Here is a 26313-nt window from a genome sequence, read left to right on the forward strand (position 1 = left end):
TCTTTCCTTATGAGTTACTTACTTCGATAAACTTGTTTAATGTCTCTGTTGCCTTGCCTGAATCGATAATCTCTGCTGCAAGCTTTATTCCTTCTGCAAAAGAAGCTGCCTTGCCGCCGATGTATAGAGAAGCTCCGGCGTTCATAAGAACCGCATCTCTCTTGGGTCCCTTTTCTCCTGCCAGAATCTTTCTTGTGATCTTAGCATTCTCCTCAGGGGTTCCGCCTAAGAGGTTCTTCTTCTCACATCTTGTGAGGCCGAAATCCTCGGGAGTTATGGTGTAAACCTTGTACCATCCGTCCTTGATCTCGCAGACTGTGGTGGGTGCACTTAAGGATATCTCATCCAGCTTGTCCTGTCCGTACACTACCATTCCTCTCTTGACTCCAAGGCTTACAAGAACCTGCGCAAGGGGTTCAACAAGATACTCGTCATACACGCCGAGAAGCTGCATTGCAGGCTTGCCGGGGTTGGTAAGAGGACCAAGGATGTTGAATACTGTTCTGAATCCAAGCTCCTTTCTGATAGGTCCTACATATTTCATTGAGGTGTGGTACTTCTGTGCAAAGAAGAAGCACATTCCAACCTTCTCAAGTAGCTCAACGCACTTCTTTGGATCCTGCAAAATATTTACTCCAAGAGCCTCAAGGCAGTCGGCGGTTCCGCACTTTGAAGAGGCTGCTCTGTTTCCGTGCTTGGCAACCTTCATTCCGCCTGCTGCAGCAACCAGTGCTGAGGTTGTAGAAATGTTAAAGCTTCCTGCGTTATCTCCTCCGGTTCCAACTATCTCGAATATATCCATTCCGGTATCAACCAGTGTAGCGTGCTCTCTCATGGCAGCTGCGCAGCCTGCAATCTCATCTGTTGTCTCTGCCCTTGCACTCTTGGTTGAAAGAGCGGACAAAAAGGCTGCATTCTGTGTAGGAGTTGTTTCTCCGCTCATAATTTCATTCATTACCGCATAGGCTTCATCATAAGTAAGGTCTTCTTTGTTTACGATTTTAACGATTGCTTCCTTGATCATCTTCTTTTTCTCCTGTCTTTACTGTTGTTTTTGGTCGATTAGTAACGTAAAAAAGCGTCTTGGCTATTCTCCTGCCAAAACGCTAAGCAATAAAAAAGTCCTTGGCAGAGAATATACCTCTGTCAAGGACGAATGTACTAAAATACTATCCGCGGTGCCACCTTGAATTCGTAGTGATGATGTTCCTACGCGCTTAATTCGAATACTAACATATTCGTCGCAACTAACGTATGCGCTCACGTTGCAGAATACTCTGCCTCCTGTTTGTTATATAAGAGGCATTTGACTGCACCCTCAACGGTCCATTTGACTACCTGTTTCTTACCCGTTCTCAGCTATGTCGGGCTCTCTGTGAAGGCATCTTAGCCTTTATCTCCGCTTCATCAGTTTAAAGTATTAACTTGGTTAACAGTTTAACCCCATTGCATTAATATGTCAATAGTCTTCAGAAAAGAGATTGGTAGTATAGGTTGCAACTGTCTTGCCATTGGACTCATATATTACAAGACCATAGCATTCCTCACCGCCCGGAAGATCATTTTCATAATATTCTTTGAACTCAAGAGCGGAGATATCTGTGAGGAAAGCCTGTTTGTTACCTACCTTACCACTGTATCCGTAAGTATCGCCTCCTCTGAAAGAGCTTCCTTCAACCTTGAAATTACCATCCTGCTTATATACAAGATAGCCGTCATTAACTGATGAAGTTCCATCATAGGTATAATATGCAATGAAGTCATCTTCGCTGATACTGTCAGGCATTTCCTTTGTGTATTCGCTTATAGTGGCTTCTATATTTTTGAAATCATCATATTTGTTGGCCTTCGAATCTTCAGACAATGACATTTTGTATTTTTTCATATTCTTCGTCAGAGCCGGATTCTTTGACATGCTGCAGCCTACTGCCAAAATAACTACCACAAAAGTCAGAGTTAATGCAATAAACTTTCTGTAATTCATAATTGTTTCACCTTTCAATTGTCATTATTTTGGGGATTTCTCAGAACTAATTATAGTATAGCAACTCAGAAATTCATAGAACATCTGCATTTTAGTGGGTTATAATGTCATAAGTCTCCATTTTTTCAAATTGCAGGCCTTTTTCTGACAAACGGTAGTTGAAATGGGACGAACGACACTTTAATTCTTTAGTTTACGATGTTAGAATAAGACAGCAATAAAAAGGAAGTAACAAACCCAGGAGAAATTATGACGGATTACAATATTAAATATCTTACAGATGACAGCACTCCGTTGCAGATCTCTTTTGACAGTTTTATGGATATTTCTGAGGAAACATCAACTTCTTTCCCTAAATATCTTTCCATGGACAACTTTTGCGGATATTATGCCTATTGCGGAAATCCTCTTAATAATGTTGAATATATAGTAGTGAATAACGGTTATTCCCTTTTGGCATACAAAACAAGATCAAGTGGCGGATTTCGGGATAACTTCGCAGGTATCGTAAACGGTGAGGAGTTATTTCTCGAAGAACTTACATCAGTTCCTCATACTATGAACCTATATATAAATGCCAACGGAGGGTACAATAGTTTCGGTTACCTGTTCTTCAAGCAGAGCGGGAGAGTAACCGTTTTACACACGACCAATATCTTCGGTGATGAGAGGTAAATACTATGAGTACTAAGCTTGTTTCGTGGAATGTCAACGGACTAAGGGCCTGTGTATCAAAAGGCTGCTTTCAGGAATTTATGGACAAAGAAAACCCTGATGTGATCTGCCTTCAGGAGACCAAACTTCAGGAGGGACAGATTGAGATGGATCTTCCCGGCTATGAAGAATACTGGAACTACGCTGAGAAAAAAGGCTACTCAGGCACGGCTATTTTTACCAAGGAAAAGCCCTTATCCGTGACCTACGGCCTCGGAATAGAAGAGCATGACCACGAAGGAAGAGTAATAACCGCTGAATATCCGGATTATTATCTCGTAACGGTCTATGTTCCCAATGCAAAAGAGGATCTTTCAAGACTTGAATACAGACAGGTGTGGGAAGATGATTTCCTTGCTTATATCAAAAAACTGGAAGAGAAGAAGCCCGTTATCTACTGCGGCGATCTCAATGTTGCCCACAAGGAGATAGATCTTAAGAATCCCAAGCCCAACCGCGGACACGCAGGCTTTACAGATGAGGAGAGAGCTAAGTTCGACAATGTGGTTAACTCCGGTCTTGTGGATACCTTCAGACATTTTTATCCCGATCTTGAAGGCGCATATTCCTGGTGGAGCTACAGGTTCAACTCAAGAGCCAAGAACGCCGGCTGGCGTATTGACTACTTTGTTGTATCCGAAAGTCTGATCGATAGGGCAGAAGATGCCAAGATTTACGCTGATGCTCTTGGTTCCGATCATTGTCCTGTGGGACTTATTCTTAAATAACAGCAATATTTGTCTAACAGGCTACGAAGGTGTACAATGTTTTGCGGTTTGATTCGCTGACATTTACACCTTTTTTATTGTGAGGAATGATACTATGGATAACCTGATCTTCAGTCTCAATGCGACTTTTCCGATTTTTCTTCTCATGGTTCTCGGATATATTTTCAACAAGATTGGACTTATGGATGAAAAAGCAGCTTCCTGGATGAATAAATTTGTTTTTAAAGTTGCTCTGCCCGTACTTTTATTTGCAGACCTGTCCAAGGAAGATTTCGCAGCAGCCTGGAACGGAAGATTTGTACTGTTCTGTTTTTTGGCAACAGCGATAAGTGTCCTGATGATCACCCTGTTATCAATGTTTCTGGTCAAAAATAAAGGAAGAAGAGGAGAGTTCATTCAAGGCTCCTACAGAAGCAGCGCAGCGCTCCTTGGTATAGCTTTTATCCACAATATCTACGGAGAAGCCAGCACAGGTATGGCTCCTCTTATGATCCTTGGAAGCGTTCCACTCTACAATATTCTTGCAGTTATAATTCTGATGGTCACAGCCCCTTCGGATTATGTAATGGGAGACAGTTCGAAAGAGGGCAGTAGTGACAACGCCAAAAAAGTTCTTATCAAAAAAACATTACTCGGAATCCTTAAAAACCCTATTATTTTCGGTATCTTCATTGGTATGATCTGGTCTTTGCTTCGGATTCCTCAGCCTAAGATTTTTAACACCGTAGTCAGTAACATAGCTTCACTGGCAACACCTCTTGGTCTTATGTCCATGGGTGCCACCTTTGATTTCAAAAAGGCCGCAAATGAAATAAAGCCGGCACTGTGTGCCAGCTTTATCAAGCTTTTTGTATTAGTTGCTATATTTCTTCCTGTTGCTGTAACTCTGGGATTCTCCGGAGAACAGCTGGTAGCCATTCTTGTTATGCTTGGGTCAGCCACAACAGTCAGCTGCTTTATCATGTCCAAGAATATGGGCCATGAAGGAACTCTTAGCAGCAGTATCATTATGATGACTACCTTTGGATGTTCATTTTCACTGACCTTCTGGCTCTATATACTGAAATCTCTAAGTTTAATCTAAGACATCAATAATTTCCTTTTATCCTCTGGAGATTTTCATCTGTCTCTTTCAGCATTTCTCTAAGGGACAGGTTCTCCTCGTGACCAAACTCACAGATTGAGTACTGAAGATGATTGATATATCTGCTGGTTTCTGATAGCAGTATAGCATTCTGGGTTGACATTTCCTGACGGAAAGTTTCCCCCTTGCCTTCATCTTCGGTTATATCTATTACAGCGAACTCATCACCGCGAATTCTGCCGTAAATACTTCCTTCAAATACTTCTTCAAGAATCTTGGCAACTCTCTTAACAGCTCTGTCACCTTCCTCATGTCCGTACATTTCATTGATCTTTTTGAGGGATTCCATATGAATATATGCCACAATGGCGCTGCTACCGGGCTTGAATTGTTCCTTAAGATAATCATAAGCCTTGGCAAAAAAGCCTCGTCTGTTAAGACCACCGGTGAGATAATCCTGATCGCCGATGTGATCAAGAACAGAGTCATCTCTTGCAAGTTCTTCCTGAACCTCGTAGAGCTCTTCATTGGTGCGCTTTAACTCTTTTTCCAGATAAGATACTCTGGAAACTCCGGTTATTACGCTAAGAAGACATTCAAAAAAGTTATCGGTCAGCATCACTGGTTTGAACTCTATGATCAGAAGTCCCAACTGATATTCGCCAACGAATATATCTCCCATGATGAAAATGTTATGTCCGGCCTTGGTAAAGGATGAGATTATCATGTCTGTACCGATACGAACTTCATCATCCTTAAGTTCTGTGATAGTGCCGTTTATCAGTGCACTCTTGATTGAAATGACTTCAGGTCTCTCCCAACTGTATTTGATGGTGTTTCTGACCTTTTTGTCATAGAGCATTATTCCGCAGTTCTTGACTCCGGCCTTCCTGGCATCCTCGGCGAAGGTCTGATAAGCCTTCTCGGAGGCATATTTTCTGTGAAGAAGGCTGCTGCTGATGTTGGCAAGTTCCTCAATCGCAGCTGCAGGAGAGCATTCCACAAAGTTAAACTGCTTCTGTGATTCTGAAGGAGGTAGTTCCTTATTCTTGGCAAAATAGATTGCATCACATACAGACTCATAACCCAGCTGCTGCATCTGATCATGGTCTGACTGCACGGGATTTACATTGGTAAAACCTTCGCATTCCGTAAGCGTCAGAACAGGAACCGGTTCAAATTTTCTAAGAAATGCCTCTTTTTTAAGAATCGGGGCATTCTTTCCTATTCTCTCGATGTCAATTATAAGTGCATCAAAATCGGTGGTCATGGCATAGTCGAAGAGAGCAGAGTTCTGATAATCATAGGGTCTGTCCTCATTCACCGATTTATCCGTGTAGAGGTATCTGCCCGGCAGGATAAAAAGATTAATCTCCTTATTCTTGGCTGCCTGGCAGGCACCAATACAGATATTCTTAACATCTATGTCTTCCAATTCAGATATCAACAGTCCAATATTCATGTATCCCCTCACATATTACTGCCTGATCTGTTAATTGCGACTTATTTCTCTTCAATATCCTCGGAAACATCATCGATGTTGTCGATATCCTTGTCTCCGTCGGAAATCTTTTCTCTTACCTTGGCAATCTTGGCAACAGTGACACCCTTATCAAGATTGATCATCTTAACACCGGAAGTTACACGTCCGTGAACAGTGATCTCATCCATACGAAGCTGGATGATGGTTCCCTGGTTGGTGATCATCATGATCTCGTTGTCATCCTTAACTGCCTTGACGCCTACTACGCTACCGGTCTTCTCTGTTATCTTGTAGCACTTAACGCCCTTACCGCCTCTGAACTGGCTGTTGAACTCTTCAAGTGTGGTACGCTTGCCGTAACCTTTTTCGGATACGATAAGAAGTGAATCACCCTGTGAATCCAGCTGCATTCCGACAATCTCATCTGTATCGTCAAGCATCATACCTCTTACACCGATAGAAGATCTGCCTGTTGAACGAACATCCTCTTCATCGAAGTGGATACACATTCCGTTCTTGGTAACAAGGAAAATCTCTGCGTCCTTCTTAACTGTCTTAACTTCGATAAGCTCATCGTCATCACGAAGGTTGATGGCTACAAGTCCGGTCTTTCTAACATTTGAGAAGTCTGTGATAGGAGTCTTCTTAACGGTTCCCTTCTTGGTTACCATGAAGAGGCTCTTGGTCTCATCCTCAAATCCGGTAACAGGAATCATAGCGGATATCTTCTCACCGGGAGCAAGCTGCAGGAGGTTGACGATAGCCATACCTCTTGATGTTCTTGAAGCCTCGGGAATCTGATAAGCCTTGAGTCTGTATACACGTCCTGTGCTGGTAAAGAACATGATGTAGTTGTGTGTTGTTGTCATGAGAATATCTTCAACAAAGTCATTATCGATTGTTGTGATACCCTTAATCCCCTTACCTCCGCGGTTCTGGGCCTTAAAGTTATCTATGGACATTCTCTTGATATATCCAAGGTCGGTCATTGCGATAACGGTATTAACATTAGGGATAAGATCCTCGATATCAATATCTGACTCATCATGTCCGATCTGTGACTTTCTGTCATCGCCGTATTTATCGGAAATTTCTGTAATTTCTTTCTTGATAACTCCAAGAAGGAGCTTCTCATCTGCAAGAATAGCCTTAAGTTCCTCAATCTTTTTAAGAAGCTCTGCGTGCTCCTGCTCCAGCTTGTCTCTTTCCAAGCCGGTGAGAGTACGAAGTCTCATGTCTACAATAGCCTGCGCCTGAACATCTGACAGACCAAAGCGTCCCATCAACTGTTCCTTGGCAATTGCTACTGTTTCACTGCCTCTGATGATCTTGATAACTTCATCGATGTTATCAAGGGCTATAAGCAGACCTTCAAGGATATGATTACGTTCCTCAGCCTTGTTGAGGTCGTATTTGGTTCTTCTGGTTACAACTTCTTCCTGGTGTCTGATGTAGTGCTTAAGCATCTCGGTGATGCTAAGAACCTTGGGCTCGTTGTTGACAAGAGCAAGCATGATGATACCGAAGGAATCCTGCATCTGAGTGTGCTTGTAGAGCTTATTCAGCATGATGTTAGGGTTAACATCACTTCTAAGCTCGATAACAACACGCATACCTTCACGGTCTGACTCATCACGAAGAGCAGTGATACCGTCAAGCTTTTTGAGCTTAACAAGTTCTGCTATCTTGGAAATCATATTAGCCTTGTTAACAAGGTATGGAAGCTCTGTTACAACGATTCTGTTCTTGCCGCCCTGCATGGGTTCTATGTTGGTAACGGCTCTTACTACAACCTTGCCTCGTCCTGTTCTGTAGGCTTCCTCGGCACCTCTTGTTCCAAGGATGATACCACCTGTAGGGAAGTCAGGAGCCTTAACAATTTCAAGAATCTCCTCAATCTCAGTCTCTCTGTCCTCAAGGACTCTGTTGTCGATCATCTTGACTACAGCGCCGATGACTTCACGAAGGTTGTGAGGAGGAATATTGGTTGCCATACCTACTGCGATACCTGTTGTACCGTTAACCAGAAGGTTAGGATATCTTGAAGGAAGAACAACAGGCTCTTTCTCTGTCTCGTCGAAGTTGGGAACAAAGTCAACGGTGTCCTTGTTGATATCGGCAATCATTTCCATTGAGATCTTGGTAAGTCTTGCCTCAGTATATCGCATGGCAGCTGCGCCGTCGCCGTCCACGGAACCAAAGTTACCGTGACCGTCAACGAGACAATATCTCATTGACCAGGGCTGTGCCATATTAACCAATGAACCATAGATAGAGCTGTCACCGTGAGGGTGATATTTACCCATTGTATCGCCGACGATACGGGCGCACTTACGATGCGGCTTGTCGGGACCGTTGTTGAGCTCTATCATGGAAAAAAGTATTCTTCTCTGTACAGGCTTAAGTCCGTCTCTGACATCAGGAAGAGCACGGGATGCGATAACACTCATGGCGTAGTCGATATAATCGGACTCCATGGTCTTCTGAAGGTCTACTTCCTTGATTCTGTCAGTGGTTACTTTGTCAAAGACGTCATCTGACAATTCGTTGTTGTTATTGTTGTTATTATCAGGCATTTTCTATCCCCTTTTTTACAACCTTGTTTGCTTTAGATATCAAGATTCTTAACAAACTTAGCGTTCTTTTCAATAAATTCTCTTCTTGGCTCAACCTTGTCACCCATGAGAGTAGTAAAGGTTACGTCGATATCGGACTCGGACTCCTCATCCATGTTTACACGAAGGAGTACTCGTCTCTCAGGATCCATGGTTGTCTCCCAGAGCTGCTCGGGATCCATCTCACCAAGTCCCTTGTAACGCTGAATCTTGTTGTTCTGGTCACGTCCAACATCAAGAAGGATCTTATTAAGCTCCTCATCGCTGTAGGCATACCAGACCTTCTTGTTCTTCTCAAGCTTGTAAAGAGGCGGCTGAGCAAGATATACGTGGCCTTCCTTGATAAGCTGAGGCATAAATCTGTATAGGAAGGTGAGCATAAGAGTAGCAATATGCGCACCGTCAACATCGGCATCGGTCATGATAATGATCTTGTCATAACGGAGCTTGCTGATATCAAAGTCGTCGTGGATACCTGTTCCGAAGGCTGTGATCATAGCCTTGATCTCGGCATTACCGTAGATACGGTCAACACGGGCTTTTTCAACGTTAAGGATCTTACCTCTAAGAGGAAGGATAGCCTGTGTTGCACGGCTTCTTGCTGTCTTGGCTGATCCGCCGGCGGAATCTCCCTCAACGATGAAAATCTCGCAGTTCTTGGGGTCCTTGTCGGAGCAGTCCGCAAGCTTACCGGGAAGTCCCAGTCCGTCAAGAGCTGATTTACGTCTTGTGAGATCTCTTGCCTTTCTTGCGGCGTCTCTTGCACGCTGTGCAAGAATAGCCTTCTCAAGAATCTGCTTGGCAACACCGGGGTTCTGCTCAAGGTAGTAGGTGAGCTGCTCGCCAACGATTCCGGCTACAGCGCCTCTTGCCTCGGAGTTACCCAGCTTTTGCTTGGTCTGTCCTTCGAACTGAGGATCCTCAATCTTGACACTGATGATAGCTGTGAGACCTTCTCTGATATCTTCACCGGTGAGGTTCTCCTCACTGTCCTTGAGCATCTTGTTGGCACGGGCATAGTCATTGAAGGTCTTGGTAAGTGCTGCCTTGAAGCCTTCAAGATGTGTACCGCCCTCAGGAGTGTTGATATTGTTTACGAAAGTATAAATACTCTCGTTGTAAGAATCGTTGTGCTGGAAGGAAACTTCAACCTGAACGTTGTTCTTGTTTCCCTCAAAATACATAATGTCGGTATAAAGAGCTGTCTTACTCTTGTTCAGATACTGAACGAATTCCTTTATACCGCCTTCGTAGTGGAAGGTCTGAACAATAGGATCTTCACCTTCCTCAACACGCTTGTCAGTAAGAGAGATTCTAAGTCCCTTGGTAAGGAAGGCCATCTCTCTGAGTCTCTGCTTAAGAATGTTGTAGTCATAAACTGTGGTCTCTTTGAAAATAAGAGCGTCGGGCTTGAAATATACTCTTGTTCCGGAAGCTCCTTCAGATGCGGTTCCAACCTCCTTAAGAGGGTAGCATACCTTGCCTCTTTCGTATCTCTGCTGATATACCTTACCATCTCTTGTAACCTGGACTTCAAGCCACTCGGAAAGAGCATTAACAACGGAAGCTCCAACTCCGTGAAGACCGCCGGATACCTTGTAACCGCCACCGCCGAACTTACCGCCGGCATGAAGAATTGTGAAAACAACCTCAACACCTGTAAGTCCGGATTTGTGATTCACGTCAACAGGGATACCACGACCATTATCCTTGACAACGATGGTGTTATCCTCATTTATGGTAACTTCAATGTGATCACAAAAGCCTGCAAGTGCCTCATCAACAGAGTTATCAACTATCTCGTATACAAGGTGGTGAAGTCCTCTGCTGGCTGTTGTTCCGATATACATACCGGGTCTTTTTCTGACTGCTTCAAGTCCTTCGAGAATCTGAATTTGGTCAGCTCCATATTGTACTTCTTCGTTAGCCATATTTCGCTCCATTTCTTAGTTTTCGCTGCTTACTGTTCCTTCTGTAACTTTGAACAGCTTATCTATTTCAAATCTGTTATTAACGAATTCATCAAGTCCGGTACAGGTGATGATGGTCTGAATATCACCAATGGTATTAAGCAGGTAATTCTGTCTGTTTGAATCAAGCTCCGACAGAACATCATCCAGAAGAAGTACCGGGTTTTCCTTCTTTGCTTTTTTAACAATTTCTATTTCTGAAAGCTTGAGTGAGAGAGAAGCGGTTCTTTGCTGTCCCTGGGAACCGAATTTTCTGATATCGATTCCATCACTTAAGCTGTCTTCACTTATTCTTTTCCTGACAATAAAAGAAAAATCATCCTTATGAGGTCCAACTGTTGTCTGCTTCAGGATCACATCCTTCTGCCTGGAAGCCCTTAACTTGTGCTCAAAATCAGCTGCGGACACATAAGGCTCATAATAAACGGACAGGCTTTCTTTTTGACCTGTCAATTTCTCATGAATAGGTTGTATTATTTCATTTAATTCGCCTATGAATTTTTCTCTAGTCTTGATAATGACGGATCCGTATTCGCACAGCTGCTTGTCCTGAACATCAAGAAGCACGCTGTTTTCCGGATGTTCGTACAGATCCTTTAGAACTTTGTTGCGCTCGGTGACGAGCTTATTGTACTTAGAAAGACTATTTAGATATATCTGATCCAGCTGACACAGCTCCATATCCATGAATCTGCGTCTCTCTGAGGGACCATTCTTAATAATGCTGAGATCTTCCGGAGAAAAAAATACTACATTAAGCTTGCCTATCAGGTCTGAAGCCTTTTTGATCTTCTGACCGTCAATGGCTATTCCCTTGGATTTGTTCTTGCGAAGGTGCATGTCTACTCGGTACTCTGCACCGTCTCTCTCAAGTATGGTGCGGACATGACCTTCGTCCATTCCAAATCTGATGATTTCCTTGTCCTTACTTCCTTTGTGGGACTTGGTGGTGGCGGATACAAATATTGCCTCAAGAATATTGGTCTTACCCTGGGCATTGTCACCATACAAAATATTTGTACCGCTGCTGAAATCGATCTTTAAATTTTCATAATTTCTGAAATCAGCCAGTTCCAATGACTTTATAATCATTTCTCTATCTTTACCTGCACGCCGTCGTATTCGAAAATGTCACCATCATAGAGCTTGCGGCCACGTCTTTCTTCTATTTCACCGTTTACCTTAACAAGTCCGGCCTGAATATCATTTTTGGCATCAACGCCGGAACCCTCAAGACCTGCTTTTTTCAGTGCCTGTCCAAGTTTGATAAAGTCATCCTGTTCACGTAATTTAACAATTTCCATATTCTTACTTCTAAAACTTTCTATTACAAAAAATATTTTTAATCAACTGTTGTAAAGTTAACCGGAAGAACAAGGTAGATGTAGGTTGATTCCTTGTCTCTGATAAAGCATGGTGCCTTAGGGTTAACGAGGTAAATATCAACAATCTCATCCTCAATTACTCTAAGAGCATCAATGAGGAACTTAGGGTTGAAGCCGATCATAAGATCCTTACCCTGTTTGTCGATATCAATCTCTTCATCCATGCTTCCGATTGCTGAATTGATCTTGAGCTCCAGTGTTCCGTCAGTTACTGATACGATAACAGGCTTCTTGTCACCCTCTTTTACAAGAAGGGTAGCACGGTCGATACAGCTAAGGAACTCTTTTCTGTTGATGCTAAGCTTGGTCTCGTAGTCGCTTGAGAGCATCTGATCTATGCTGAAGTACTCGCCTTCAATGAGACGTGATACTACAGTTGTCTTCTCAAATTCAAATAAAACATGCTTGTCTGTAAAATAGATGCTGACCATCTTGTCGGTGCTGTCACCAAGGATCTTGCTGATCTCACCGAGAGTCTTACCGGGAACAATAACCTTCTTGTATGGATAGCTGCCGCCCAGCTTGACCTTTCTGATAGAGATTCTGTGACCATCAAGAGAAACCAGCTTGAGATTCTCTCCATCTACTTCAAAGAGCTCACCGGCCATGATCTTGTTGGCGTCGTTCTCTGCGATGGAGAAAATAGTCTGCTGAATAACATTCTTAAGAGTAAACTGTGATACTTCTACGCCGTCAATCTTCTCAATAGCAGGAAGATAAGTAAAGTCATCACCCTTTCTTCCGGGAAGATTGAACTTGGACTTCTCACAGCTGATTGTTACTTTATTGGATGAATCAGATTCAATTGTTACATCATTGTCAGGGAGTTTTCTTACAATATCTACGAAGATCTTGGCATCGATTGCAATGAAACCTCTCTCTACAATATTTCCTTCTACAATAGTCTGAATGCCAAGCTCCATATCGTTGGCAATGAATTTGATTATGCCTTCGGTTGCATCTATAAGAATACATTCAAGAATAGACATTGTAGTCTTAGAAGGAACTGCTTTAGATACAATCTGCAAACTGCTGACGAGATTTGATTTCGAGCAAACGAATTTCATGTGCGGAATTACCCCCATCGGAAAATATATAAAATAATTATAAAAAAATAGTAAAAGTATTAATAAGAGCTGTTGATATGTTGAAAACCTATTCTATTATACAATTTTCAAGGCTTTTTTACAAATTTTTGATTGTTGAAAACAAAAAAATTGATGTTGAAAATTAAAAAGTTATAAACAAGCCAAATTTTTGCAAATGGGACTATAAAAATCTATCCACCCATTAATAACAATTAATCCCCAGCCAAATCACAAGTTATCAAGATAGTTATCCACAAATTGTTGATAACTTGGTTTATAAAGGCTTAAAGTGAAGGATTTAATTTCTTCATTATAATATCAAGGTTTTTGTTAAGCTCATCGTCAATGGTAATCTTCTGCTTGATCTTGTTGATACCGCTCATTACTGTGGTGTGATCTTTTTTGCCAAGGACCTTACCGATTTCCTCAAGAGAGGCATCAGTATGTTCTCTGCAGAGATACATGATGATCTGTCTGGGAAGAACTATCTCGGAATTTCTCTTCTTGGAGATGATGTCTTCCTTCTTGGTTCCGTACTGCTCACAGACGGTATCGATAATAAGCTGAGGAGTAATAACCTTGGTCTTGTCGGGATAAATGATATCCTTCAGGGCTTCCATTGCATTTTCCAGAGTGATATCAACATTGTTAAGTCTTGAGTAAGCTATGATCTTGTTGAAGGCACCCTCAAGCTCACGGATGTTGGATTTAATATTGGTAGCAATGTAGTTGATTACTTCATCATCTATGGTCTTGCCGTAGTTCTCGGCGTTTTTGCGAAGGATTGCCATTCTGGTCTCATAGTCGGGAGACTGAATGTCTGCGATAAGGCCCATCTCGAATCTGGAACGGAATCTTTCTTCAAGAGTCTCCATTTCCTTAGGCGGCTTATCGGATGAAAGGATGATCTGCTTGCCGGCCTGATGGAGCTCGTTGAAAGTGTGGAAGAACTCAACCTGAGTCTGTTCCTTACCTATAATAAACTGAACGTCATCGACCATGAGAACATCAACGGTACGATATTTGTCACGAAGCTTGGACATGCTCTCTGTCTTACCACTACGGATGGATTCAATAACTTCATTGGTAAACTGCTCGGAAGTTACGTACAGAACCTTGGCCTGATGATTATGTTCCATAATAAAGTGACCTATGGAATGCATAAGGTGAGTCTTACCAAGTCCGGGACCGCCGTACAGGAAAAGAGGATTGTAGGATATTCCGGGAGACTCCGCAACCGCAAGAGCAGCGGAATGAGCAAACTTGTTGTTGCTTCCTACAACGAAGGTATCAAATCTATATTTAGGATTTAAGTTGGCATGTTCAATGTTGGCGTTAGTAACGTAGCGGTTTTCACTGCTTCCGGAATTATCGCTTTCAACTGTTTCTTCATTATTAATAGTATCTTTGTTTAAAATGAAGATTACTTCCACCATTGAATCAAGAAATTCTGAAATTGTAACCTTGAAGAAATCCATATAGTTCTTGCTGATATAAGAAAGAGCCATGGGATTGTCCTGTGGAATAAGGATCTTAACGGTATCCTCTGATGCTTCATAAACAGACAAAGGCTCAATCCAGGTACGATAAGAGATATCTGTGATGCCTGAAAGTGTCCTGATCTGTTTCTTGATGTCCTCCCAGTTGTTTTTGAGATTTTGTGTGATTTCTGATGATTGCATGAAAAAACTCCCCAATTATGCTAATTTTAAACTTTTACTATTTTATATTAAAAGCCACCTAATATCAAATTGTGGATAACTTTTTATTTTTTGCCTGAAAAAAATGTGAAAAATATGTGTTGTGGAAAAACCCCCTTTTTTCCACTTTAAGGTTTCAACCGTTATAAACCGCATAAATCCGGGATTTCTGATTAATTTTCAACCGATTAATAACCCTTTTATCCACAAAAAAAATGAAAAATGTGGATAAAACAGGTCAAAAAATATTAATCAACAGGTTATCCACAAAATCAACATTTTGCTGTGGAAAACTTTTCAATCTACCATATATTGTTGGAGATTTTTTGAAAAAATTTTTTTATTTCAGTTAAGATATTTTAAGGGTTTTTAAGGCTTGACTGACCTATTTTTATTTATTATAATTATAAAGATTTTTTCCACACAGGATGTAATCAATTGATAATTATGAGATGCATTTATGTATTCTCATTTAACAGACCCGCAAGGGTTAGTTTGTAGACGAAGGAGGTGTTTCCGTAATGAAGATGACATTCCAGCCTCATAAGCTCCAGAGAGCCAGAGTTCACGGCTTCAGAGCAAGAATGGCTACTAAGGGCGGCAGAAAAGTTCTCGCTGCTAGAAGAGCTAAGGGAAGAAAGAGATTATCAGCATGATTTTAAAGGCCGCAGTTTTATGTGGCCTTTTTTCTTCTGTCTTTTAATCTGAAAACAGTTTTTTCTATATTATAAGGAAACTTAATAATGCTTTTTTCCGAATCAATGAAAAAAACAGATGATTTCCGCAATGTTTATGAGAATGGCAAGAGTTATGCCAATAAGTTTATTGTAGTTTATGTGTGGAAAAATGACAGTTCTCGTAATCATCTTGGAATCTCATGCAGTAAAAAAATTGGGAACAGTGTTGTAAGGCACAGATTTGCAAGACTTGTTCGAGAATCTTACCGGCTACACGAAGATGTATTCAATAGTGGTTTGGATATAGTAGTCGTTGCCAGAGCCTGTGCATCAGATGCAAGCTTTTTTGATATTGAGAGTGCTCTTTTAAGCCTGGCAGGGAAGGCCCGCATAATAAAAAATGGCGGTGAGAAATGAAAAAAATACTTATCTTATTAATCAAGTTTTATAGGAAGTATTTGTCTCCGTTAAAACGAACGAAATGTCCGTATATTCCGACCTGTTCTGAGTACGGACTAGAAGCAATAGAAAAGTACGGAGCCCTTAAAGGGGGACTTTTGGCCGTTTGGAGGATTCTTAGATGCAATCCTTTTTCCAGCGGTGGATACGATCCGGTTCCGTGAGCTTTTAGAGGAGGTTGAATTTGGAGGGATTTTTGTTAACCCAGTACTCTGGGAAAATTGTAGGACCCGTAGCTTGGCTTCTTGGCCACTTGATGAACGGAATTTACACAGTTCTTAATCTTATTGGTATTCCTAATACCGGTCTTGCAATTATCATTTTTACAATTGTTATTTATTTGTGTCTGCTTCCGCTTACTTATAAGCAGCAGAAATTCTCCAAGCTTCAGAGCAAGATGAGTCCTGAACTTAAGGCTATCCAGGCCAAATACAAGGGCAAGAAGGATAACGATTCAATGCTTGCTATGCAGCAGGAGACCAAAGAGCTCTATGCAAAATACGGTGTTTCTCAGACAGGTAGCTGTCTACAGCTCATTATTCAGATGCCTATCTTGTTTGCTCTTTATCGTGTTATCTATGCAATTCCCGCTTACGTTACTATCGTAAGAAATGCTTTTTATCCCCTTGTTGAGCAGCTCAGAACTACTGACGGAGCTGCTGAGTTCATGCAGACTCTCAAGGGTGCATCTGGTTTTGCCAAGCAGTTTACCAATGATGCTTTTGTTGCAGGCAATGTTGATTATGTAGAGAATACCTACATCGATGTTCTTAATAAGGCAACAACAGCAGACTGGACAAGTCTCCAGGAACATTTTACAGGACTTTCATCATCAATTGATGCAACACACAGCACTCTGAATCATTTCAATTCATTCCTTGGTCTTAACATTGGTCAGGCACCTTTGGAAATGATCCAGACAGCATTTGCCAACAAGCAGTTCCTTCTTCTTATCGGAGGTATTCTTGTTCCTGCCCTGGCTGCTCTTACACAGTGGATCAACACCAAGCTTATGCCTCAGGCAGCTGATAACAATGGTGGCAAGGTAGATCCCGATGATCCGTCAGCACAGATGGCTCAGTCCATGAAGACAATGAATATCATGATGCCTTTCATGTCAGCGTTCTTCTGCTTGAGTCTTCCTGCAGGTATGGGTATTTACTGGATCGCCGGTGCTGTTATCAGATCAATTCAGCAGATTGTTATCAACAAGCACATTGATAATACAGACATTGATGCAGAAATAGCCAAGAATACCGAGAAGTACAAGAAAAAAATGGAAAAGATGAAGACTTCTCCTCAGATGAACCGCTATGCAAACATGTCTACAAGAACCATCAATAAGACACAGTCCATCTCTTCTTCAACTAAGGAGAATGAGAAGGCCCTTGAGAAGACAAGATCTATTTACCAGGGCAAAGAAATCAAGAAGAATTCTCTTTTAGCAAAGGCAAATATGGTCAAGGAGTTTAATGAAAATAATAACAAGCAATAAATTGCTTATGATTGTGGGAGGTTATAATGGAGTTTAAGGAGTTTACTGCAAAGAACGTTGACGATGCTATTACCGAAGCCTGCGAGAGCTTCGGAGTACCTAGTGATAGACTTGAGTATGAAGTAGTATCAAATGGTTCCGCAGGATTTTTGGGAATCAATGCCAAGCCGGCAATTATCAAGGCAAGAATTAAGGAAGAAAAGCCTGAAGTTGTTGAAGAAGTAAAGAAGCCTGTTGAGAACAAGCCCGCTAAGGAAAACAAAGCTTCCAAGGAAGTTAAGGAAGTTAAAGAGAACAAGCCTGCAGCTGTTAAGACTGAGGCTAAGAAGGAAGAGAAGAAAGTATCGGATGTTGACGGTGCAAAGCTTGTCGATGCAGCTAATTCCTTCCTTAACGAAGTATTTGGTGCTATGAAGATGGAAGTTAAGATAAGCGCCAAGTACAATGAGAATGACAGAATTCTTGATGTTGAACTGAGCGGTGATGAAATGGGAGTCCTTATCGGTAAGAGAGGACAAACACTGGATTCTCTCCAGTACCTTATCTCACTTGTTGTTAACAGAGATTCTTCAGATTATATTCATGTTAAGGTTGATACCGAGAACTATCGTGAGAGAAGAAAGGCAACTCTTGAGAACCTTGCAAAGAACATTTCTTATAAGGTTAGAAAGTCAAGACAGTCAGTTGCGCTTGAGCCTATGAATCCTTATGAGAGAAGAATTATTCATTCAGCTCTTCAGAACGACAGATACGTTACAACTCATAGTGAGGGAGATGAGCCTTTCCGTAGAGTTGTAGTTACTCTCAAAAAGTAATTAACTATTAAAAAGAACCTGCTTCCTTTAACCCGTTGTCAGAGTGAGCGGGTTCTTTTTTTGTCTATTGTGCTATAGTATTATTAGTGAAAAGTTGACCTTTTTTTGATAATAGATGTGGATAAGTTATGGCTTCTGTTTTGAATAATTTTGGAGATGATACAATTTGTGCTATTGCGACTGCTATGTCTGATGCAGGTATTGGAATAATCAGAGTAAGTGGCAGAGACGCAGTGGAAATATGCAGCAAGATTTTTGTTTCGCCTAAGGGTGAACATAATCTTGCATCTCATGAGCCTAATACTATTAAGTATGGCTTTATTTGTGATGAATCACAGACTGAAGATAAGAGAATTATCGATGAAGTTATGATTTCTTATATGAAGGGGCCTAAGAGTTATACCAGGGAAGATGTTATTGAGATCAATTCCCATGGCGGTATGCTGATCATGAATCAGATTCTTACGTTGCTGATTGATAACGGATGCAGACTTGCTGAGCCCGGTGAGTTTACTAAGAGAGCATTTTTGAATGGACGAATTGATTTGACCAAAGCTGAAGCGATTATGGATATCATAAGTGCTCAGAACAATTTCGCACTTGAGAGTTCAAGACAGCAATTAAAGGGTAGTATTTATAATAAGATCAAAGAGCTTCGTGGAAGAATAATTTATGAGATGGCATTTATAGAATCTGCTCTGGATGATCCGGAGAATTATGATCTTACCGGTTACCCTGAGAAGCTCAAAATCGTTACCGAAGATGTTGCAAAAGTTATCGATAAATTGATAACCTCCGCTGATGAGGGTAAGATTAGAAAAGATGGTATTAAAACAGTTATTGTTGGTAAGCCTAATGCCGGCAAATCATCTCTTCTCAATGCACTGACCGGAGATGAGAGAGCAATAGTTACAGATATTGCCGGAACTACAAGAGATATTATTGAAGAGACAGTAAGACTTGGAGACATAGTTCTTCATGTTATAGATACTGCCGGAATCAGAAATACCGATGATATTATCGAGAAGATCGGTGTTGATAAGGCCAAAGAAAAAGTTACAGAAGCAGAACTTGTTCTGTATATTCTTGATTCTACTTCTGAACTTGATGATGAAGACAAAGATATTATTGATCTTTGCAAAGATAAGAAGACAATAGTACTTCTAAATAAAGACGATCTGCAAAATGATATTAAGATAACAGATGATATTGTTCGTATGCATTTTTCAGATGATAAAAATGATAAATTACCTATTATAAGAACTTCAATGCTTAAAGGAAATGGACTCGAAGATTTGAAGAAAGCTGTTTCGGATCTTTTCCTTAACGGTGATATTGCGCCGAAGCAGGAACTATTTATTACTAATCTTCGTCATAAGGATCTTTTAAAAAAATCCTATGACAGTTTGAAACTTGTTGAGCAAAGTATAGACATTGGCCTTTCGGAAGACTTTTTTACCGTGGACCTTTCAAATGCTTATGCTTATCTTGGTGAAATAATTGGTGAAGAAGTTGGAGATGATCTTGTTGAAGAAATCTTCTCCAAATTCTGTATGGGAAAGTAAGATATTATGACAGAAATACGCGAGAAAATTGATGTAGCCGTAATCGGTGCCGGACATGCCGGCTGTGAAGCAGCTCTTGCCTGTGCAAGACTTGGACTTGAGACTGTGATATTTACAATGAGTGCAGATAATATTGCATTCATGCCCTGCAATCCACATATAGGTGGATCTTCCAAGGGACATCTTGTCAGAGAGATTGATGCTCTTGGTGGAGAGATGGGTAAGAATATTGATAAGACATTTTTGCAGTCCAAGATGCTCAATACTTCTAAGGGACCTGCTGTTCATTCACTCAGATGCCAGGCAGATAAAATGGAATATTCCAAAGCTATGAAAAAAGTTTTGGAGAATCAAAAGAACCTTACGATAAAACAGGCCGAGGTTTCAGAGATTCTTTTTGAAGAAGCTGCAGATGATATTAAGAAGGATGGCTACAAAGAGAAAATTGTAGGTGTAAAGATTTTTTCCGGAATCATCTATGAGGCTAAGGCAGTAATTCTTTGCACAGGAACTTACTTAAAGAGCAGATGTCTTACAGGTGAGGCTATCACTTACAGCGGACCAAATGGTCTTCAGCCTTCTAACTTGTTATCTGATTCACTTATTAAAGCCGGAATTGAACTTAGAAGATTCAAGACAGGAACTCCCGCCAGAATGGATGGCAATTCAATTGACTTCTCTAAGATGTCGGAGCAGTTTGGTGATACTCCGGTTATTCCATTTTCCTTTGATACTGATGTGGAAACTATTCAAAAAGAACAAGTTTCCTGTTGGCTTACTTATACCAATGAGAAGACCCATGAGATAATAAGAGCTAATATCGATAGGTCTCCAATTTATGCCGGAATCATTGAAGGTGTTGGACCAAGATATTGTCCTTCTATTGAAGATAAAGTCGTTAAGTTCCCTGATCATGAGAGACATCAGGTGTTTGTTGAACCTGAGGGAACATTTACAAATGAGATGTACATTGATGGAATGAGTTCTTCACTTCCTGAGGATGTTCAGCTTGCAATGTACAGAACTGTTCCGGGACTTGAGAATTGCAAGATTGTTAAGTCGGCTTATGCAATTGAGTATGATTGCTTATGTCCGGGACAGCTGTCACCTACTCTTGAGATTAAGAATATAAGAGGTCTTTTTTCCGCAGGACAGTTTAACGGAAGTAGCGGATATGAAGAAGCGGCAGCACAGGGGCTTTATGCTGGTATCAATGCTGCAATGCAGATTTTTCGCAAACCTTATCTTGAGATTGATAGATCTGAAGGTTATATCGGAGTACTTGTTGATGACCTGGTTACAAAAGAAAACCTTGAACCTTATCGTATGATGACTTCAAGAGCTGAGTATAGATTATTACTCAGACAGGATAATGCAGACATAAGACTTCGTAAAAAAGGTTATGAAGTAGGTCTTATTGATGAAGAAAGATATAACAAGTTAGTTGATAAGATTGATTCTATAGAAAAAGAAGTAGAACGTTTAAAGAAAGCAACTGTCGGTGCCAATGCACGAATACAGAAATTCATGGAAGAGCATGGTAGTTCGACTCTTAAAACAGCAACTTCTTTGGCTGAACTTATATGCAGACCAGAATTCAATTATTATTCTCTTGCTGAGATTGATAATGATAGAGTAGAGCTTCCTAAGGATGTAATAGAACAGGTTGAGATAACCATAAGATATGAAGGTTATATCCAGAGACAGGAGAGACAGGTTGAGCAGTTCAAGAAACTTGAGAAGAGACTTATTCCTGCTGATATTAATTATGATGATGTTTCAAGTCTCAGACTTGAAGCAAGACAGAAACTTGAAAGATTCAGACCAAAGAATATAGGACAGGCATCAAGAATCGGTGGTGTTAATCCTGCTGATGTATCGGTACTTATTATTTACCTTGATTCTATGAATAGAGGAAACAGTGATGAGAGCTAAGTATTCAACAATGATTAAAGATTTTGAGGAGCTGGGACTTAGTATATCTGATAAGCAGCTTGAACAATTCAATACCTATTATGAGATGCTTGTTGAGACAAATAAGGTAATGAACCTCACTGCTATAACAGAGTTCGAAGATGTATGTAAGTTACATTTTGTTGATAGTGTTTCAGCCGCCAAGTACTTTGATTTTTCCAAAGAGGAATATTCACTTGTTGATATCGGAACCGGAGCAGGATTTCCGGGTATACCTCTTAAGATAATGTTTCCTAATCTGAAGGTAACATTACTTGACTCTCTTAATAAGAGATTGAACTTCTTGAATGATGTTATTGATAAACTGGATCTTAACAGTGAGGGTGATATACATACCCTTCATGGAAGAGCAGAAGATTTTTCAATGGCAAAGGAAGGTTCACTTAGAGAGACTTTTGATATTGCTGTATCAAGAGCAGTTGCAAATATGGCTACTCTATCAGAGTACTGTTTACCCTATGTTAAAGTTGGCGGTAAGTTCATCGCTTTCAAAAGTGAAAAAGCATCTGAAGAATTACAAAATGCAAAGGGTGCACTCCATCTATTAGGTGGTAAGTTATCTGATTGTCAGGAGTTCATGCTTCCTGATTCTGATATCAGCAGAACAATATGTATAGTGGATAAGATTGAAAAGACTTCCAAAAAATATCCTCGTAAAGCAGGAATTCCTTCGAAACAACCTCTGCAATAGATATTGTGATTATAAATTTTGTATTAACTGAATGTTTCACGTGAAACATTACTATTTAAATTATTTGTTCTACTAAAAATTGTTTCACGTGAAACATTAATACCCAATATATTGTATTAAAACCGTGAAACATTAATATTATCCCGATAATTGTACTAAATATGACTACAATTACAGACCACAATATCTAGAAAAACCAACCTAAAAGTAAAATTTTTGGGCAAAGGTATTTGTATTGTGCTAAAATCAAATTAGTGTTTAAAGAGAGTGGGAGGAGAAATGGGAAGAATCATTGCTATCGCTAATCAAAAAGGTGGAGTCGGTAAGACAACAACCTCAATTAATCTTGCAGCAGCACTTGCTGAGAAAGGGAAAAAGGTCCTTGTTATTGATACCGATCCCCAGGGTAATACCACCAGTGGATTTGGTCTTGATAAAAACGAGCTTGAGAATACCATCTATGAACTAATGATAGGGGAGTGTTCTGTAGATGAAGCTATTCACAAAGATGTAGTGGAAGATCTTAATGGACTTGATATCATTCCTTCAAATGTTAATCTTGCTGCAGTAGAGATAGAACTTATCGACGCAGATCAGAAAGAGTACATTCTTAAAGAAGCAATTGCAGAAGTAAAAGATAATTACGACTTTATCATCATTGATTGTCCGCCGTCACTTAGTATGCTGACAATCAATTCTATGACAACAGCCAGCACAGTACTTGTTCCTATTCAGTGTGAGTATTATGCATTGGAAGGTTTGGGACAGCTTGTACATACTGTTAACCTGGTTAAGGAAAGACTTAATCCTGAACTTGAGATGGAGGGTGTGGTATTCACAATGTTTGATGCCAGAACCAATCTTTCCCTTCAGGTTGTTGAAAATGTAAAAGAGCATATTGAAGAGAATGTATATAAGACAATCATTCCCAGAAATATTCGTCTTGCGGAGGCACCCAGCTACGGACTTCCTATTAATTTATACGAACCCAAGTCCGCAGGTGCAGAAGCATACAGACTTCTTGCTGATGAAGTGATCGCAAGAAAGTTTTGATATTATAAGCCGATGAATGACCAAGGTCATTTAATATAGTTGGAGGAGAACATGGCAGCGAAGAATGCAAAAAGAGGATTGGGAAAAGGAATCGACTCTCTGATCCCCGCTAAGGTAACACCCACTAAGACCAAAGAGGAAAAGGTATCCGATACTCCGGTCGAGGGACAGGTTACTAATGTAAAGATCACAAAGGTTGAACCAAACAGAAATCAGCCAAGAAAAACTTTTGACGAGGATAAGTTATTAGAACTTGCGGATTCAATTAAGCAGTTCGGAATGCTTGAACCCCTCACCGTAGTAGACAGAGGTGATCACTATGAGATCGTCGGCGGTGAGAGAAGATGGAGAGCAGCACAGAAACTTGGACTTAAGGAAGTCCCTGTAATAATCAGAAATCTTACCGAGCAGGAGATCGCTGAGATAGCACTTATCGATAACCTGCAGAGAGAAGATATAAATTCAATTGAAGAAGCATTAGCTTTCAAGAGACTTATCGATGAATTCGGATATACTCAGGAGCATGTTGCTGAGAAGATGTCAAAGAGTAGAGTATATATTACCAACTCTTTGAGACTCCTTAAGCTCTGTGAGAAAGTAAGACAGATGGTAATTGATGAACAGATTACCAGTGGACATGCAAGAGCACTTATTCCTGTAGAGGATCCCGAAGAACAGTTCCAGCTGGCTCAGAAGGTTTTCGATGAGAAACTCAGCGTACGTGAGACAGAGAAGCTGGTTAAGAATCTTGGTAAGACTTCCAAGAAGAAATCCGCCAAGAAGAATGAGAGTCTCGAAGCCGTATATGCCAGTGTTGCTGAGAAGTGCAAACAGGCAATCGGAACCAAGGTTGATATTATCTCCAAGGGTGACGGAGCCGGTAAGATCGAGATAGAATTCTACAGCAATGATGATCTTGAGAAGATTACTGACAGACTTTGCAAAGAATAAATATTGGTTGGGGGAATAATTAATGGAGAGCAGTATTTTTTCGGCAATAGGACTTAGCGGCCTGGACCCGGCAATTCTTTTTATCGTTATGCTGGTTCTTCTGATCGTAGCATTTGTTCTGGTATTTGTTCAGAGCAGCAGACTTAAGAAGCTTGAGAGAAAATACAATAAATTCATGAATGGCAAAGAAGCTGAATCCCTGGAAGATGAAATTATAGGAATCTTCCACAACAACAGAGCTATCAAAGCCGAAAATGACAAAAACAGAAAAGATATCATTGATATTAATAGAAGAATGGTACATACTGTTCAGAAGCTGGGACTTCATAAGTACGACGCTTTTGATCAGACAGGTGGAAAGCTTAGCTATGCTATATGCTTTCTTGATGAGGAGGACAATGGTATCCTCATCAATTCAGTTCATAGTGCTGATGGCATCAACTATTCATATTCCAAGAACATCACCGCAGGAGTTGCGGATGTTGAGCTTACCGGTGAGGAGAAAAAAGCTCTTGAGATTGCTCTTAACAGTGTGAATAGATAAATTAAATTGTATGCAATATAATATTATAAATATTTTTGGAGGAATACAGGAATGATCGACATTAAATTCTTACGTGAGAATCCTGACGTAGTAAGAGAGAACATCAAGAAAAAATTTCAGGATGAGAAGCTTCCGCTTGTTGATGAGGTAATCGCACTTGACGAGCAGAGAAGATCAAATCAGCAGGAGGCAGACCAGATCCGTTCTAACCGCAACAAGATTTCCAAGGAAATCGGAGCACTTATGGCTCAGGGCAAGAAGGAAGAGGCCATGGCTCTCAAGGATGAGGTTGCAAAAGAGGCTGAGAGACTTAATGAGCTGGAGGCTAAGCAGAAGGAGCTGGATGAGGAAGTAACAAACAAGATGATGATCATTCCTCAGATCATAGATGAGTCAGTTCCGATCGGAAAAGATGATTCACAGAATGTGGAGATTGAGAAGTTCGGTGAGCCTGTAGTTCCCGATTTCGAGATTCCTTATCACACAGATATCATGGAGTCCTTCAACGGTATCGACCTTGACGCAGCAAGAAGAGTTGCAGGTAATGGTTTCTATTATCTTATGGGCGACATCGCAAGACTTCACTCAGCAGTTATTTCTTATGCAAGAGATTTCATGATCGACAGAGGGTTCACCTACTGTGTACCTCCCTTCATGATCCACGGCAATGTAGTTGCAGGTGTTATGAGCTTCCCTGAGATGGAGGCAATGATGTACAAGATCGAGGGCGAGGATCTGTACCTTATCGGAACTTCAGAGCACTCAATGATCGGTAAGTTCATTGATCAGATCATTCCTGAGGAAGAGATGCCCAAGGCTCTTACCAGCTACTCACCTTGCTTCAGAAAAGAGAAGGGTGCACATGGTATCGAGGAGAGAGGTGTTTACAGAATCCACCAGTTCGAGAAACAGGAGATGGTTGTTATCTGTAAGCCAGAGGAGTCCAAGGAGTGGTATGACAAGCTCTGGAAGAATACAGTAGATCTCTTCAGATCAATGGATATTCCGGTACGTACCCTTGAGTGCTGCTCAGGAGACCTTGCAGATCTTAAGTGCAAGAGCTGCGACGTAGAGGCTTGGTCACCAAGACAGAAGAAGTACTTCGAGGTTGGTAGCTGCTCTAACCTTGGCGATGCTCAGGCAAGAAGACTTAAGATCAGAATCAAAGGTAAGGACGGCAACTACCTTGCCCACACACTTAACAACACAGTTGTTGCTCCTCCGAGAATGCTCATCGCCTTCCTTGAGAACAATCTCCAGGCAGACGGCAGCGTAAGAATCCCTGAGGTTCTTCGTCCTTACATGGGTGGCAAGGAAGTTCTTGTTCCCACCAAATAA

The 26313-nt window shown here is 40.9% G+C and carries 24 protein-coding genes; 15 read left to right on the forward strand and 9 right to left on the reverse strand.

The window, feature by feature from the left end; all coding sequences use genetic code 11:
• Window positions 1-7 precede the first annotated feature (7 nt).
• Window positions 8-1024 (reverse strand): anthranilate phosphoribosyltransferase, encoded by a 1017-nt coding sequence (trpD, locus tag G588_RS0103510; protein ID WP_022777376.1) that lies wholly within the window; start codon window positions 1022-1024, stop codon window positions 8-10.
• A gap of 435 nt (window positions 1025-1459) precedes the next feature.
• Window positions 1460-1984 (reverse strand): hypothetical protein, encoded by a 525-nt coding sequence (locus tag G588_RS0103515; protein ID WP_022777377.1) that lies wholly within the window; start codon window positions 1982-1984, stop codon window positions 1460-1462.
• A gap of 249 nt (window positions 1985-2233) precedes the next feature.
• Here G588_RS0103515 and G588_RS0103520 point away from each other — a divergent pair, with 249 nt between their 5' ends.
• The 3 genes from G588_RS0103520 (at window position 2234) to G588_RS0103530 (ending at window position 4510) form a co-directional block, all read left to right on the forward strand.
• Window positions 2234-2659, forward strand: coding sequence for a hypothetical protein (locus G588_RS0103520; protein ID WP_022777378.1), 426 nt, complete (start codon window positions 2234-2236; stop codon window positions 2657-2659).
• 5 nt (window positions 2660-2664) lie between these two features.
• Window positions 2665-3426 (forward strand): exodeoxyribonuclease III, encoded by a 762-nt coding sequence (locus G588_RS0103525; RefSeq protein ID WP_022777379.1) that lies wholly within the window; start codon window positions 2665-2667, stop codon window positions 3424-3426.
• A 94-nt stretch (window positions 3427-3520) separates the two neighbouring features.
• A complete protein-coding gene (locus G588_RS0103530) occupies window positions 3521-4510 on the forward strand; it encodes an AEC family transporter (RefSeq protein WP_022777380.1) in 990 nt (329 codons plus the stop codon).
• Window positions 4511-4514: 4 nt separating this feature from the next.
• Here G588_RS0103530 and G588_RS0103535 read toward each other — a convergent pair whose 3' ends face one another.
• The 7 genes from G588_RS0103535 to dnaA form a co-directional block, all read right to left on the reverse strand.
• A complete protein-coding gene (locus G588_RS0103535; protein WP_022777381.1) occupies window positions 4515-5972 on the reverse strand; it encodes a GGDEF domain-containing protein in 1458 nt (485 codons plus the stop codon).
• 41 nt (window positions 5973-6013) lie between these two features.
• Window positions 6014-8569 carry a DNA gyrase subunit A gene (gene gyrA / locus G588_RS0103540; RefSeq protein WP_022777382.1) on the reverse strand — a complete coding sequence of 852 codons (2556 nt, stop codon included), beginning with the start codon at window positions 8567-8569 and terminating at the stop codon, window positions 6014-6016.
• Between the two features lie 32 nt (window positions 8570-8601).
• Window positions 8602-10539 (reverse strand): DNA topoisomerase (ATP-hydrolyzing) subunit B, encoded by a 1938-nt coding sequence (gyrB, locus tag G588_RS0103545; protein ID WP_022777383.1) that lies wholly within the window; start codon window positions 10537-10539, stop codon window positions 8602-8604.
• 15 nt (window positions 10540-10554) lie between these two features.
• Complete coding sequence (recF, locus tag G588_RS0103550) at window positions 10555-11670, reverse strand: DNA replication/repair protein RecF (protein WP_022777384.1); 1116 nt, start codon at window positions 11668-11670, stop codon at window positions 10555-10557.
• Window positions 11667-11882, reverse strand: a complete 216-nt coding sequence (locus G588_RS0103555) for an RNA-binding S4 domain-containing protein (protein ID WP_022777385.1) — start codon at window positions 11880-11882, stop codon at window positions 11667-11669. The genes recF and G588_RS0103555 overlap by 4 nt, the downstream gene beginning before the upstream one ends.
• 38 nt (window positions 11883-11920) lie before the next feature.
• The gene (gene dnaN / locus G588_RS0103560; RefSeq protein ID WP_022777386.1) at window positions 11921-13030 is read right to left on the reverse strand and encodes a DNA polymerase III subunit beta; all 1110 of its coding nucleotides are present in this window, start codon (window positions 13028-13030) and stop codon (window positions 11921-11923) included.
• Between the two features lie 305 nt (window positions 13031-13335).
• Window positions 13336-14733, reverse strand: a complete 1398-nt coding sequence (dnaA, locus tag G588_RS0103565; RefSeq protein WP_022777387.1) for a chromosomal replication initiator protein DnaA — start codon at window positions 14731-14733, stop codon at window positions 13336-13338.
• Window positions 14734-15272: 539 nt separating this feature from the next.
• On the opposite strand from dnaA, the gene rpmH reads away from it, so the two are divergent.
• The 12 genes from rpmH to serS all read left to right on the forward strand — a co-directional run bounded on the left by rpmH (window position 15273) and on the right by serS (window position 26313).
• Window positions 15273-15407, forward strand: a complete 135-nt coding sequence (gene rpmH, locus G588_RS0103570) for a 50S ribosomal protein L34 (RefSeq protein ID WP_013282343.1) — start codon at window positions 15273-15275, stop codon at window positions 15405-15407.
• A gap of 87 nt (window positions 15408-15494) precedes the next feature.
• On the forward strand, window positions 15495-15845 hold the full coding sequence (rnpA, locus tag G588_RS0103575; protein WP_022777388.1) for a ribonuclease P protein component: 351 nt from the start codon (window positions 15495-15497) through the stop codon (window positions 15843-15845).
• Window positions 15842-16051 (forward strand): membrane protein insertion efficiency factor YidD, encoded by a 210-nt coding sequence (yidD, locus tag G588_RS0103580; RefSeq protein WP_022777389.1) that lies wholly within the window; start codon window positions 15842-15844, stop codon window positions 16049-16051. Before rnpA ends, yidD begins: the two co-directional genes overlap by 4 nt.
• A gap of 20 nt (window positions 16052-16071) precedes the next feature.
• On the forward strand, window positions 16072-17382 hold the full coding sequence (locus G588_RS0103585; RefSeq protein WP_022777390.1) for a YidC/Oxa1 family membrane protein insertase: 1311 nt from the start codon (window positions 16072-16074) through the stop codon (window positions 17380-17382).
• Between the two features lie 26 nt (window positions 17383-17408).
• The gene (jag, locus tag G588_RS0103590; protein ID WP_022777391.1) at window positions 17409-18197 is read left to right on the forward strand and encodes an RNA-binding cell elongation regulator Jag/EloR; all 789 of its coding nucleotides are present in this window, start codon (window positions 17409-17411) and stop codon (window positions 18195-18197) included.
• Window positions 18198-18325: 128 nt separating this feature from the next.
• Window positions 18326-19762 carry a tRNA uridine-5-carboxymethylaminomethyl(34) synthesis GTPase MnmE gene (gene mnmE / locus G588_RS0103595; protein ID WP_022777392.1) on the forward strand — a complete coding sequence of 479 codons (1437 nt, stop codon included), beginning with the start codon at window positions 18326-18328 and terminating at the stop codon, window positions 19760-19762.
• 6 nt (window positions 19763-19768) lie between these two features.
• Window positions 19769-21697 carry a tRNA uridine-5-carboxymethylaminomethyl(34) synthesis enzyme MnmG gene (gene mnmG / locus G588_RS0103600; RefSeq protein WP_022777393.1) on the forward strand — a complete coding sequence of 643 codons (1929 nt, stop codon included), beginning with the start codon at window positions 19769-19771 and terminating at the stop codon, window positions 21695-21697.
• Complete coding sequence (gene rsmG / locus G588_RS0103605; protein WP_022777394.1) at window positions 21687-22427, forward strand: 16S rRNA (guanine(527)-N(7))-methyltransferase RsmG; 741 nt, start codon at window positions 21687-21689, stop codon at window positions 22425-22427. Before mnmG ends, rsmG begins: the two co-directional genes overlap by 11 nt.
• A gap of 279 nt (window positions 22428-22706) precedes the next feature.
• On the forward strand, window positions 22707-23480 hold the full coding sequence (locus G588_RS0103610) for a ParA family protein (protein ID WP_022777395.1): 774 nt from the start codon (window positions 22707-22709) through the stop codon (window positions 23478-23480).
• A 51-nt stretch (window positions 23481-23531) separates the two neighbouring features.
• Complete coding sequence (locus tag G588_RS0103615) at window positions 23532-24431, forward strand: ParB/RepB/Spo0J family partition protein (protein ID WP_022777396.1); 900 nt, start codon at window positions 23532-23534, stop codon at window positions 24429-24431.
• 22 nt (window positions 24432-24453) lie between these two features.
• On the forward strand, window positions 24454-24975 hold the full coding sequence (locus tag G588_RS0103620; RefSeq protein WP_022777397.1) for a DUF4446 family protein: 522 nt from the start codon (window positions 24454-24456) through the stop codon (window positions 24973-24975).
• Window positions 24976-25026: 51 nt separating this feature from the next.
• Entirely contained in the window at window positions 25027-26313 is a 1287-nt protein-coding gene (serS, locus tag G588_RS0103625; protein WP_022777398.1) for a serine--tRNA ligase, read from the forward strand.

Source organism: Butyrivibrio sp. AE3009 (assembly GCF_000420845.1).
Taxonomy (GTDB): Bacteria; Bacillota; Clostridia; order Lachnospirales; family Lachnospiraceae; genus Butyrivibrio.